This window comes from Amycolatopsis sp. NPDC098790 (genome assembly GCF_044759945.1).
Lineage (GTDB): Bacteria > Actinomycetota > Actinomycetes > Mycobacteriales > Pseudonocardiaceae > Amycolatopsis.
Window position 1 is genome coordinate 73492 of sequence record NZ_JBIWAI010000012.1, and the last position, 12036, is coordinate 85527.

12 protein-coding genes are annotated in these 12036 nt (G+C 69.7%); 3 read left to right on the forward strand and 9 right to left on the reverse strand.

What is annotated here, in order from left to right; all coding sequences use genetic code 11:
- Window positions 1-40 precede the first annotated feature (40 nt).
- Together ACIQWX_RS49530 and ACIQWX_RS49535 are read left to right on the forward strand one after the other, a co-directional pair.
- Entirely contained in the window at window positions 41-364 is a 324-nt protein-coding gene (locus ACIQWX_RS49530) for an ArsR/SmtB family transcription factor (RefSeq protein WP_400887039.1), read from the forward strand.
- Complete coding sequence (locus ACIQWX_RS49535) at window positions 361-867, forward strand: SRPBCC domain-containing protein (protein WP_400887041.1); 507 nt, start codon at window positions 361-363, stop codon at window positions 865-867. Before ACIQWX_RS49530 ends, ACIQWX_RS49535 begins: the two co-directional genes overlap by 4 nt.
- 55 nt (window positions 868-922) lie before the next feature.
- Here ACIQWX_RS49535 and ACIQWX_RS49540 read toward each other — a convergent pair whose 3' ends face one another.
- Genes ACIQWX_RS49540 through ACIQWX_RS49565 form a run of 6 tightly spaced genes read right to left on the reverse strand, consistent with a single transcriptional unit; the run spans window position 923 to window position 7604 of the window.
- A complete protein-coding gene (locus ACIQWX_RS49540; protein WP_400887044.1) occupies window positions 923-1891 on the reverse strand; it encodes an N-acetylglucosamine kinase in 969 nt (322 codons plus the stop codon).
- On the reverse strand, window positions 1888-3153 hold the full coding sequence (locus ACIQWX_RS49545; RefSeq protein ID WP_400887046.1) for a 6-phospho-beta-glucosidase: 1266 nt from the start codon (window positions 3151-3153) through the stop codon (window positions 1888-1890). Before ACIQWX_RS49545 ends, ACIQWX_RS49540 begins: the two co-directional genes overlap by 4 nt.
- On the reverse strand, window positions 3150-4040 hold the full coding sequence (locus ACIQWX_RS49550; protein ID WP_400887047.1) for a carbohydrate ABC transporter permease: 891 nt from the start codon (window positions 4038-4040) through the stop codon (window positions 3150-3152). Before ACIQWX_RS49550 ends, ACIQWX_RS49545 begins: the two co-directional genes overlap by 4 nt.
- Entirely contained in the window at window positions 4037-5023 is a 987-nt protein-coding gene (locus tag ACIQWX_RS49555) for a carbohydrate ABC transporter permease (protein ID WP_400887049.1), read from the reverse strand. The genes ACIQWX_RS49550 and ACIQWX_RS49555 overlap by 4 nt, the downstream gene beginning before the upstream one ends.
- The gene (locus ACIQWX_RS49560) at window positions 5020-6381 is read right to left on the reverse strand and encodes an extracellular solute-binding protein (protein ID WP_400887050.1); all 1362 of its coding nucleotides are present in this window, start codon (window positions 6379-6381) and stop codon (window positions 5020-5022) included. Before ACIQWX_RS49560 ends, ACIQWX_RS49555 begins: the two co-directional genes overlap by 4 nt.
- 11 nt (window positions 6382-6392) lie before the next feature.
- Window positions 6393-7604: an ROK family protein gene (locus ACIQWX_RS49565; RefSeq protein WP_400887096.1), complete on the reverse strand. Its 1212-nt coding sequence runs from the start codon at window positions 7602-7604 to the stop codon at window positions 6393-6395.
- Window positions 7605-7837: 233 nt separating this feature from the next.
- Between ACIQWX_RS49565 and ACIQWX_RS49570 the strand changes: the two genes are divergently transcribed.
- The gene (locus ACIQWX_RS49570) at window positions 7838-8314 is read left to right on the forward strand and encodes a hypothetical protein (protein WP_400887052.1); all 477 of its coding nucleotides are present in this window, start codon (window positions 7838-7840) and stop codon (window positions 8312-8314) included.
- Here the strand turns inward: ACIQWX_RS49570 and nudC are convergent.
- From nudC to ACIQWX_RS49585, 3 genes are read right to left on the reverse strand one after another with little or no spacing between them, the layout of a single operon-like run.
- Entirely contained in the window at window positions 8286-9305 is a 1020-nt protein-coding gene (nudC, locus tag ACIQWX_RS49575) for an NAD(+) diphosphatase (RefSeq protein WP_400887054.1), read from the reverse strand. The two genes, ACIQWX_RS49570 and nudC, sit on opposite strands and share 29 nt — an antisense overlap.
- The gene (locus tag ACIQWX_RS49580; protein WP_400887056.1) at window positions 9305-10684 is read right to left on the reverse strand and encodes a M16 family metallopeptidase; all 1380 of its coding nucleotides are present in this window, start codon (window positions 10682-10684) and stop codon (window positions 9305-9307) included. Before ACIQWX_RS49580 ends, nudC begins: the two co-directional genes overlap by 1 nt.
- Window positions 10681-11973, reverse strand: a complete 1293-nt coding sequence (locus ACIQWX_RS49585; RefSeq protein ID WP_400887057.1) for a M16 family metallopeptidase — start codon at window positions 11971-11973, stop codon at window positions 10681-10683. Before ACIQWX_RS49585 ends, ACIQWX_RS49580 begins: the two co-directional genes overlap by 4 nt.
- Window positions 11974-12036: the final 63 nt, after the last annotated feature.

Genomic DNA, 12036 nt, shown 5'->3' on the forward strand with positions numbered 1-12036 from the left:
TCGTTGACATGTGACCTTTTGGTCACCTATCATCGCTGACGTGCCCGACGACGACCTGGTGTTCAAGGCGCTGGCGGATCCGACCCGCCGGTTCCTGCTCGACCTGCTCTTCGAGCGTGACGGCCGCACGCTCACCGAGCTGGAAACCCAGGTCGAGATGACCCGCTTCGGCGTCATGAAGCACCTGAAGCTCCTCGAAGAAGCCGGGCTCGTCGTCACGCGGAAGGAAGGCCGGGAAAAACTCCACTTCCTCAACCCCGTGCCGATCCGGCAGATCCACGACCGGTGGATCGACAAGTACACCGAACGCCACGTCACCGCCCTGCTCGACCTCAAGAACGAACTGGAAGGCGAAGAACCATGACGACCACCGTGCAGGTCCACCGCGTCTACATCAAGGCCACCCCCGAGCGCATCTGGGAAGCCATCACCAAGCCCGAGTGGACGCGGAAGTACGGCTACACCGGCCTCGCCGACTTCGACCTCAAGGTCGGCGGCAAGCACCGGACCCGCCCGACGCAGGAGTTCATCGACGCCGGGTACACCGGGGACCTCGTCGACGGCGAAGTCCTCGAGGTCGACCCGCCGCGCAGGCTCGTCATCACCTGGAAACTGCTGATGGGCGACGGAGAAATGGGCGCCGAGCCCTACACCACGCTCACCTACGACATCGAGGCGACGAAGACGGCCGGCACCAGACTGACCGTCACCCACGACGTCACCGGTGCGCCGCTCACCGCCGCGATGGTCGGCGGGGACAACGAGGACATCAACGCCGGCCCGGGCGAGAACGCCGGCGGCGGCTGGACCTGGGTGCTCTCGGACCTCAAGTCCCTGCTGGAGACCGGCGAAATCCTGGTGCCGTAGGGGGGTCTGACGGAGCCCGTCCCGCGCCGCTTCGGGACGGGCTCCGCCAGGGTCTTCAGACGCGCTGGGTCGCCGCCTTCAAGGCCGCCTTCGCGGCCTCCGAAGCGCCCAGCGTGTCGAGTCCGAACAACGCCGCTCCCACCACCGGGTTCACGTCGACGACGCGGACCACCGCGCGCGGCGCCACCTTCAGGCACCGCTTTTCGATCTCCGCGATCACCGGCGCGCCGATCCCGGTCAGGACACCGCCGCCCAGCACGATTTCCGGGGCGTCCTCGGTCAGGTCCAGCTCGCGGAGGATCACCGCCGCGAACACGCTGACCTCCTCGACGAACCGCGTGACGATCTCCTGCGCGACCTCGTCGCCGGCCGCGGCGACCTCGAACAGCAGCGGGCACAGGCCGTGGATCGACGCCGCGTCGATCTCCTCGAAGTGCAGGCCCTGCACGACGTCCAGCAGCGTCGGCTTGCCGAAGAACGCCGCCACCGCGGGCATCAACGCGGTCCGCGGGCCGCGGCCGTCCTCGGCGCGCACGGCCCACCACAGCGCCTCTTCGCCGAGCCGGTAGCCGCCACCCCAGTCGCCGGAAATCTTGCCCAGCGCGGGAAAGCGATGGACGCGGCCGTCCGGGCCGACACCGGCGCCGTTGATCCCCGCGCCGCACACGACCGCGACACCCACCCCCGCGCTGCCCGCCCGGAGCAGCGCGAGGGTGTCGTTGCCGACCGTCAGGGTGTCGCTCCACCCGCGCGCGGACAGCGCCGCGTGCAGCGCTTCCTCCTCGCGCGGGAAGTCCAGCCCGGCCAGGTACGCGGACGTGTGCACCGCGAACGGCTTGTCCCCGAAGTCCGGGTACGCCTCCAGGACCAGGCCTTCCAGCGCCGTGACGCAGGCCGCGACGCCGATGTTCTGCGGCGACGCGCCGGGGCCTCTCGACTTCCCCAGCACGACACCGTCGTCCGAGATCACCAGGACCTCGGTCTTGCTGTTGCCGCCGTCGATCGCGATGACAGCGGGCCTCATCCGCGCGCCCAGGGCAGGTACTCGCGGTTGATCTGCACGAGCGAATCGGCCAGCGTGTCGGCCTTCGTGTACTGGCCGACCAGCGGGTGCGCCAGCAGCGCGTCCGCCACGCGGTCGCGGCCGCCCTTGACCGCCACCTCCAGCGCGAGGAACTCGTACGCCGTCGTCGCCGCGATGAGGCCGGAGAACTGCGGCTCCACCGGCGCCTGCGGGATCGGGGTGGCGCCAGAAGAGTCCACAGTGGACCGCGCTTCGATGACGGCGTCGTCCGGCAGGAACGGGAAAGTCCCGTCGTTGCGGACGTTGACCACGTGCTCCTCGGCCGGCCCGCCCGCGGTCAGCGCGTGCACCAGCTGCACCGCCGCCTCCGAGTAGTACGCCCCGCCGCGCTTTTCGAGGGACTCCGGCTTGGTGTTCTGCTCCGGGTCGAGGTAGATCTTCAGCAGCTCTTCCTCGACGTCGGAGACGACGTCCGCGCGCGGGCGCTCGGTGCGCTGCTTGGTGACCTGCTCGTCGTGCGCGTAGAAGTACTTCAGGTAGTACGACGGCACGACGTTCATCCGCCGCAACCACTTCTCCGGCACACTGACCTCATTGGACAGGTAGTCCAAGTGCTGCTCCAGCAGCTCGGGCAGCCGGTCGACGCCGTCGACGAGCGCGCCGCGCTCCCAGCTCAGGTGGTTCAGTCCGGTGTGGACGAGCTTGACGTCGTCCGCGCCGACGCCGAGCAGCTTCCCGAACTGGCGCTGCAGGTTGATGGCGACGTTGCACAGCCCGACCGCGCGGTGACCCTCGTTGAGCAGGGCGCGCGTGACGATGCCGACCGGGTTGGTGAAGTTGACGATCCACGTGTCGTCGCCCGCGATCTTGCGAACGCGGTCGGCGATGTCGAGCACCACCGGCACCGTGCGCAGCGCCTTCGCCAGCCCGCCCGCACCGGTCGTCTCCTGGCCGACGCACCCGCAGGCGTGCGGGAACGTCTCGTCGGAGCGCCGGGCTCGCTGCCCGCCGACGCGCAGCTGGATCAGCACCGCCGACGCGCCGTCGACGCCCTCTTCCAGCGACTGCGTGGTCCGCACGCGCGCCGGGTGGCCGGCGTGGTCGAGGATGCGCTGGCTGAACCCGCCGACCGCCTCGACGCGGTAGGCGTCCGGGTCGACCAGCACGATCTCGTCGACGTCCAAAGTGGACCGGCGCCCGGCGATCCCGTCGATCAGCTCCGGCGTGTAGGTGGACCCGCCACCGACGACTGCCAGCTTCATCCCTTGACTCCCGTGAATGTGATGCCCTTGACGAACGACTTCTGCGCGAACACGAACAGCACGATCACCGGCGCCATGATCAGCGCGGTGGCGGCCATCGTCATGTTCCACTCGACGTGGTGCATGCCGCGGAAGGAGGCGATGGCCAGCGAAAGCGGCCAGTGGTCCTGGTTCTCGCCGGTGTAGAGCAGCGGTCCGAAGTAGTCGTTCCAGGTGAACAGGAAGCAGAACATCGCGGTGGCCGCGATCCCCGGCTTGGCCATCGGGATCAGCACCCGGACCATCGCCTGGAACTCGTTGCAGCCGTCGATCTTCGCCGCTTCGATGTAGTCCTTCGGAATGGTGAGGAAGAACTGGCGCAACAGGAAGATCGAGAACGCGTCGAAGAAGAAGTACGGCACGATCAGCGGGACCAGCGTGCCGGTGAGGCCCATCCGGACCCACAGGTCGTACAGCGGCACGATGGTGACCTGCGGCGGCAGCAGCATCGCGGCCACGGTCAGCATGAAGAACAGGTTCTGCCCGCGCCACCGCAGCTTCGCCAGCCCGTAGGCGGCCGGGATCGCCGAGAGCAGCGCGCCCGCCGTCGCCAGCGCCGAGTACAGCAGGCTGTTGCCGAAGTACTCGAGCAGCGGCGCCTTCTTGAACACCGTCACGAAGTTCTCGAAGTGCCATTCGCTCGGCCACAGGCTGGCCGTCATCGCCTGGTCGCTCTTCATCACCGCGGTGAGGAACACGAACAGCAGCGGCAGCGTGAAGATCACGCCGAGGGCGATCCCGGTCGCGTGCAGCGCGATCCAGGACAGCCGCCGGTCCCAGGTCCGCTTGAACCGCACCTTGGGCGGCACGCCCGCCGGTTTCTGCGGCGCTTCGGCCAGTGCGGTCATGCCCCCTCCTCCTGGTGCTGGGATTTACGCAGCTGCCGCACGAGAATCCAGGTGAACCCCGCGCTGACGATGAACAACAGCACGGCCATAGCCGCCGCGTAGCCCATGTTGAAGTACCGGAAACCCTGTACGTACAGCCAGATCGGGTACGTCAGCGTCGAGTTCTGTGGCGCGCCGATGAGTTTCGAGTTGCCGGCGACGTCGGCGGTGCCCGCGGACGCGGAAGCCGCCACGATCGCCTGCGTGAAGAACTGCAGCGCGTAGATGATCGAGTTGACCACGCCGAACAGCAGCACCGGCGAAATCGACGGCAGCGTGACGTGCCAGAACCGGCGGACCGGGCCGGCGCCGTCGAGCTCCGCGGCTTCGTATTGCTCGGTCGGGACGTCCAGCAGCGCGGCCAGGATGATGATCATCAGCTCGCCGGAGCCCCACAGCGCGAGCAGCGTCAGCGCGGGCTTCGACATGGCCGGGCTGTTGAACCAGAGCCCGCCGTCGATGCCGATGAGCCGCAGGAACCGGTTCACCGGACCGAATTCGGGGTTGAACACGAAGACGAACGCCAGCGTCGCCGCCGCGGGCGGAGCGAGCGTCGGCAGGTAGCAGAGCGTGCGGACCAGGCCGACCCCCGACTTGAGCCGGGAGATCACCGACGCGATGCCGAGGGAGAACAGCACCCGGCACGTCGTCAGGATGACCACCAGCCACAGCGTGTTGTACGCGGCCGTGCCGACGAGCGGCTCGGTGGTGAACATCCGGACGTAGTTGTCGAACCCGATGAACTGCGGCGGGTTGATCAGGTCGTACTTGGTGAAGGAGTAGTAGACCGTGGCGATCAGCGGGTAGCCGAAGAAGACCAGGAACCCGACGAGCGCCGGGGCCATGAAGAAGAAGACGGTCCGGCGGCGCTTGGCCCGGCGGGCCCCCGCCCGCGCCGTTGCCGGCGCGGACGGGGAAGCCTTTTCCGCGAGGGTGGAGGTCATCCGCCCGCGCCCTTCTGCTTCAGTTCGTCGTTGATCTGCGCGTCGACCTTCTGCAAGCCAGCGGTCAGGTCGGGGATCGAGCCGGCCTGCCACTTCTCGGCGAAGTCGTTGACCGCCTTGAGGTGCGCGTCACCGATCGGCGTGGTCTGGTTCGACACGAGCTTGCCGCTGTCGTATATGTCGAGGAACGTCTTGAACTGCGGCTGCAGGTCGAGGCGCGGCGACGTCAGCGAGGCCTTCGTGCTGGGCACGTTCTTCAGGCCGTTGGCCATGTCCACCAGGGTGTCGGTGTCCAGGGTGACCTGCTTGATCAGCTCCCACGCGGCGCCGGGGTTCTTGGCGCCCTTGGGGATCGCGATGATCGTGCCGGTGGTGAAGGCACTGCCGTACTTGTCCGCCATGGTGGTGAGCACCGGGGCGGGCGCGGTGGCGTAGTTCAGGGTCGGCGCCTGGTCCTTGATGAACGCGGTGCGGAACTCACCGTCGTAGATCATCGCCAGCTTGCCCTTCTGGAAGCCGTTGTCGGCGGAGTACTCGTCACCGAGACCGGCCTTGAACTTCTCGACCTTGTCGTGGCCGCCGAGCGCGTCGATCAGCTTCTGCTGGAACTCGAACATCGCCTTCCAGCCGGGGTTGGTGGCGAGGTCCGACTTGCCGTCCGGGCCGAGGAACGGCGCGCCGAAGTTCGGCGCCCAGTACTGGGCCTGGTTGGCGTAGAACGGCATCGACGGCAGGAAGCCGGCGACCTTGATCGAGCCGTCCGCGTTGTACTCGGTCAGCTTCTTGGCGTCTTCGAGCAGCTCGTCCGTGGTCTTCGGCGGCGAGGTGACGCCCTTCGCCGCGAACATGTCCTTGTTGTAGTAGAAGCCGTAGACGTCGGCGAGCATCGGCATGGCGCACCGCTTGCCCTGGTACTCGGTGTAGCTGCGGACCGCGTCGGGGATCTGGTTCAGGTCGATCTTGTCGCGGTCGATGTAGGGCTTGAGGTCCTGGAAGCTGCCGGTGGAGCACCAGGCACCGAGGTTGTCGGTGTAGAACGAGATCGCGACGTCGGGCGGGTTGCCGCCGCGGATCGACTGCGTGAGCTTGTCGTCGTCCTGGTTGCCCTCGTGCTTGATCTCGATGTTCGGGAACTTCGCCTTGAGCTTGTTCAGGCCCGCGGTGACCACGCCGTACTCGCGGTCGGTGAACTTCGAGTACACGGTGATCGTGATCTTGTCGTCCTTGCCGGGCGCGGCCGCCGCGTCACCACCGCCGCTCGGCGCGGCGGCGCCGGAACAGGCGCTCGTCAGCAGGACGGACGCCGCGGCGGCGGCCGCTAACAGGGCGCCACGGCGGGTCCGGGTGGTAGGGGGCATGGCCCTCCTCCTCATCGGTTGGGGCTGCTACTCGGTTGGGGACGGGTGCTGCCGGCCTCGGACCTGCGCGACCCGAGGAGCGTGGGGGTGACGACGCCGAAGACGTCCTCACGGGCGGTGGCCAGCGCGGACTGCAGCGCGCCGGCGCGAACGGCGTTGCCCTGCACGGAAGCGCAGCCGACGGGCGTGCGCGGCAGGACCAGTTCGTGGAGCTTTTCCTGCACCAGCGCGGCGAAGTCCTCGCCACCGGCGCGGCTGGTGTCGCCGCAGAGGAGCACGAGCTGCGGGTCGGCGATGGCGACGAGGTTGGCGACACCGCCGGCGACCCTTCTCGCCAGATCGTGGAGGAACGGGCTTTTCCCGGCTTTCTCGACCGCTTCCCAAGCGGTCGCGGCCTGGATGCCGTGCGCGGCGGCGAGCCGGCAGATGGCGGGCGAGTCGACGAGGTTGCCGAACCGGGCGCCGGCTTCGGGCCAGACGTCCCCGGTGTCCACAGTGGCCGGATCGGGCACGCGCATCCAGTCGATCTCGCCCCCGCCGCCGGTGGCCCCGCGCAGCAGCCGGCGCCCGATGACGACGGCGCCGCCGACGCCTTCGGACAGCCAGACCATGACGAAGTCGTCGACGTCCTGGGCCTGCCCGACGCTCATCTCCTCGACGGCGACGAGGTTGACGTCGTTCTCGATGAGGACGTCGACGCCGAGCTCGTCGGAGAGCTTCTGCGGGACGTCGAAGCCGAGCCAGCCGGGGATGTGCGGGGCGGAGGAGAGCAGGCCGGTCCGCGGATCGAACGCCCCCTGCGCGCCGATCACGACGTGGGCCAGGTCTTCTCTGTTGATCCCGGCCGCTTCGGCGACCGTTTTGAGAGCTTCGCCGAAGGTTCCGACGACGTCGGCACCGGCGTGCACGGGCAGCGGGGTGCGGTGTTCGGCGAGCACGACCCCGGCGACATCGGCGACGACGAAGTCCGCGACGTGCGGCGTGAGATCGACGGCGGCGACGAAGGCGAGGCTGCCGTTGGCGGCCCAGAGCTGAGCCCGAGGACCTCGGCCGCCACCCCGGACACCGGCTTTGACGACGAGGGTGTCCAGTTCGAGCCGGGTGATGAGCTGCGCGGTGGCGGGCTTGGACAGACCGATGGCGAGTTCGAGTTCGGCGCGGGTCAGCGGGCCTTCCCGGAGGAGGACCTCGATGGCGGCGCGATCGTTGATCTCGCGCAGCATCCGCGGGCTACCGGCTCGCACTCGTCGTCTCCCGACTTAATTAGGATACTTTACAGACGGTTTCGCAGGACTGTAGTGAGCCGGAGCACAGCCGTCAACGGTCTCGTGAAACGACCAGGTAACGCCTCGACGGGCGCTGGGCCAGGTGGCGGAAACACCGGTGAACGACTTGCGCCGGTGTCACCGGGCCCGGTCAGCGGATTTCCGGTTGCGTGGCTGGGGATGCTGGGAGCATGGAGACGACCGGCCCACCCGATGACGTGCTCGGCTGCCCGGTGCCGATCGCCCGGTTCGTCGCGCGGACGGACCTCGCCGTCGTCGCGCTGCAGCACGTGGTCGCCTACCCGGGCGGCTGCGGCCTCGTCGTGCACCTGTCCGTGCGCCGGGGCTCGCTGGACCTCGCGACGTGGCAGAACATCGACGCAAGCCACGCGGGCGGCGACTTCGAGCCGGCCGACCTGCGATTCCGCGTCAGCGGGGGCTCAGTGATCGAGATCAGCGGCGGCGCGAGCTACGACGACCACCGCTACCGGGGCGACCGGCAGCTGTGGCTGTCACCGCTGCCGGCCGAGCCGGTCGAGTTCAGCGTGGAGTGGCGGAAGGTGGGCCTCCCCCGCACCGCCACCACGCTCGACGGCCGGGCGATCGCCGAAGCGGCGGAGCACGCCCAGCCGTACTGGCCTACTCCTCCGCGTCCGCCCAGGCCTTGAGCATCACGCGGGCGATGGACGAGTTCCCCGGCAGGATGATCTCCGCCGCCCCGCCGGCGATCGGCGTCGGGCGCGAACCCTCGCCCCGCACCGAACTGTTCGCGAACGCCTCGCGCACCTCGTCACGCGAAACCCACAGCGCCTCTTCGATCTCGCCGTCCGCCGGGACCAGCGGCAGCGATCGATCCGCCCTCGCCGTGAAGCCCAGCATGATCGACCGCGGGAACGGCCACGGCTGGCTCCCGAGGTACCGGACGTCCGAAACCGACGCGCCCACCTCTTCGCGGATCTCCCGGACCACGCACGCTTCCAGGGACTCCCCCGCCTCGACGAACCCCGCCAACACCGAATACCGCCCCGCCGGCCAAATCGGCTGGCGCGCCAGCAGCACGTGCGATCCGTTCACGCCCTCCGACGAGTGGACCAGGCAGATCACCGCCGGGTCCGTGCGCGGGTACTCCTCGCGGCCGTCGTTCGTGCACTTGCTCGCCCAGCCGAACTGGATCAACTCCGTGGGATGCCCGCAGCGCGTGCAGAACTTGGCCTGGCGACGCCAAAACCGCAACGCCTGGGCCGTCGTGAACAGGCCCGCCGACGTGTCGTCCAGCAGGTCGCCGTACCCGCGCAGCTCGACCCAGACCTCGCCGTCCGCGCGCGGGACCTCCTCGACGAACCCCCAGCTGCCCGCCATCTTCACGGTGTCGGCCGAACCCGACGGGCCGCCCGGCAGCGACCAGTAGTCGACGTCCTGCCACTCGCCGAGGAACACCGCGTCCGCCGGCGGTTCAGCGCCGAAGTCGATCGCCTTCCGGAACGCCAGCACCGACGTTCCCTCGACGACCGGGGTGCGCCCGGTGTCGTCCAGCAGGACGACCCGGGCGTCGGCCCAGCGCGACAACAGCCGCGACGGGTTGGTGCGCAAGCCTTCCTGACGGTCCACAGTGGACCGCGACAAGGTCGGCAGGGCACCCAGCGAGAACGGGACGGACATCAGGCGGGCTCGCCCACGACGACGTCGCCCAGGGACAGCAGCTTGCGCTCCAGCACACCCGCGTCGCCGACCACCACGCCCGTGAACCGCTTGGGGGCGAAGTACTTCAGCGCCGCTTCCGCGACCTCGTCAGCGGTCACCGCCGCGACCCGCGCCGGGTGCTCGTTCAGCCACTCCAGGCCCAGCCCGGTCGACGCCAGCGCCAGCACCTGGCCGGCCAGCCCGGACTGCGACGACGTCGAGGTCAGCAGCGAGCCGATCGCGTACTGCCGCACCGATTCCAGCTCGTCGCCGGTCGGCGGGACCTGGCCGAGGCGGCCCAGCTCGTAGCGGGTCTCCAGCAGCGCCGGCGCGGTCGCCTCGGTGGCCGTGTCCGCGTCGACGTTGACCACCGCCGTGCCGTCGGTGAACTCGAACCCGGAGTGCGCGGAGTACGTGTACCCCTTGTTCTCGCGGATGTTCTCCACCAGCCGCGACGAGAAGTACCCGCCGTAGGCCAGGTTCGCCAGCTGCAGCGCCGCGTAGCCCGGGTCGGTGCGCGGCACGGTCTGCGCCGACAGCCGGATCTGCGACTGCACGGCCCCGGCGCGCGGCACCAGCAGCACGTTCGGCCCGGTCAGCTCCGGCAGCGGCGGCAGCCGGACGGCGGAGCGGTCGGACGCCCAGCCGCCGAGCACCTTCTCCAGGTCCGCGATCACCGCGGCCGGGTCGATGTCGCCCACCAGCACCAGAACCGCGCCGCGCGGCAGCACCGAAGCCTGGTGCAGCGCCCGGACCTGCTCCGGCGTCACGACGGCGACGTCTTCGGCGCGCGGGACCTCGCGCGTGGCCGGGTGGTCGCCGTAGCGGTGCTTCTGCAGCGCCTCACGCGCGATCGTGCGCGGCTGCGTCCGCGAGACGGCGATCCGCTCGACGAGCCGCTCCTTCTCGCGCGCGATCTCCTCGTCCGCGTACGTCGCCGCGGTGAGGACGTCGCCGAGGACGTCGAGGAACGTCGGCAGCTTGTCGGCGAGCGCGGATCCGGTCAGCACCAGGCGTTCCGGGTCGACGCCGGCGCCGATGTCACCGCCGATCAACGCCAGCTCGGCGTCGATCTCGATGCGGTTGCGGCGCGCCGTGCCGGTCAGGATCGTCTCGGCGAGCACCTCGGCCGTGGCCGGGTGCAGCGCGTCGTCGCCCGCGAACGGGATCCACAGCCGGGCCTCGACCAGCGGCACGGTCGCCTTGCGCACGGCCAGCACCCGCAAGCCGTTGGTCAGCGAAGTGTCCACATGGGACAGATCGGCGGCCGCGCGCTGCTCGCCGAGGGGCGGCAGCGGGCGCGGCCCCCGCGTGGTGCGGCCGATCTCGTCCGCACTGCGGTGCGTTGCAGAAGTCACTGCTCGTTGGTCCCTTCCGAAGCGGGCTTGACCACCAGGACGGCGCGCGCGTCGGGGCGCAGCGCCTTCGCCGCCGCCGAAACGGCTTCCGAGGTGACGGCGGACATCCGGTCCGCGAGCTTGTACACCAGCGACGCGTCGCCGTAGAGCAGCTCGAACGAACCGAGGGCCAGCGTCCGGGACACCAGCCGGTCGTGCTCGGAGTGCAGGCTCGCCGTCCAGCGGGCGGTGACCTTGCGCAGCTCCTCCTCGCTCGGCGGGGTCTCGGCGAGCTTCTCCAGCTCGTCGTCCAGCGCGGCGAGCACCCGCTCGCGCGGCACCTCGTGCGGGTGGATCAGGGTGACGGTGAACGTGTCGGGGTCGCGCGCCTCGAACGGGCCGAACAGCCCGGCGCCGGCGCCGATGTCGACGACCAGGGGCTCCTTGTGCACCAGCCGCTGCTGCAGGCGGGAGCCGTCGCCGTCGGTGAGGACGCCGGCGAGCACGAGGTAGGCCAGGTAGCCGTCGACGTCGTTGATCGGGTCCGGCATCCGGTAGCCGATGCCGAGCGCGGGCAGCGGGGCGTGCGGGTCTTCGACCTCGCCGCGCAGCTCGGTGGTCGGCAGCGGCTCGGCGAACGACGGCCGCTGCGGCGCGGGCCGGTGCGGGACGTCGCCGAAGTGCGTCTCGATCAGCTTCTTGGCGTTGTCCACCTCGAAGTCGCCGGCCACGGTGAGGACGGCGTTCGCGGGCGCGTAGTAGGTGTCGAAGAACGCGGCGCAGTCCTCGACCGTCGCGCTCTCGAGGTCCTCGAAGCCGCCGTAACCGTTGTGCGCGTTGGGGAACGTCGAGTACAGCACCGGCGGCAGGGTGATCCACGGGAACCCGCCGTAGGGCCGGTTCAGCACGTTGAGCCGGATCTCCTCCTTGACGACGTCGATCTGGTTCGCCAGGTTCTCGGCGGTCAGCTTCGGCGCGCGCATCCGGTCGGCCTCGAGGAACAGCGCGCGCTCGAGCGCGGCGCTCGGCAGCACCTCGAAGTAGTCCGTGTAGTCCGGGTGGGTCGACCCGTTGAAGGTGCCGCCGCTGGACTGGACGTGCCGGAAGTGGGCGAGCTTCTCGAGGCTCTCCGAGCCCTGGAACATCAGGTGCTCGAAGAGGTGCGCGAAACCGGTGCGCCCCTCGGGCTCGGAGCGGAAGCCCACGTCGTAGTGGACACTGACGCCGACCACCGGCGCGGTCGCGTCGGGTGCGAGGACCACCCGCAGACCGTTGTCGAGGGTGTATCGGACGAGCTCGGGATCGGCCATGGCCCCACCCTACGACGACCCACCGGTTCCCCGCGTGCCACCTCGTGAGTGAGAAACAGTGTT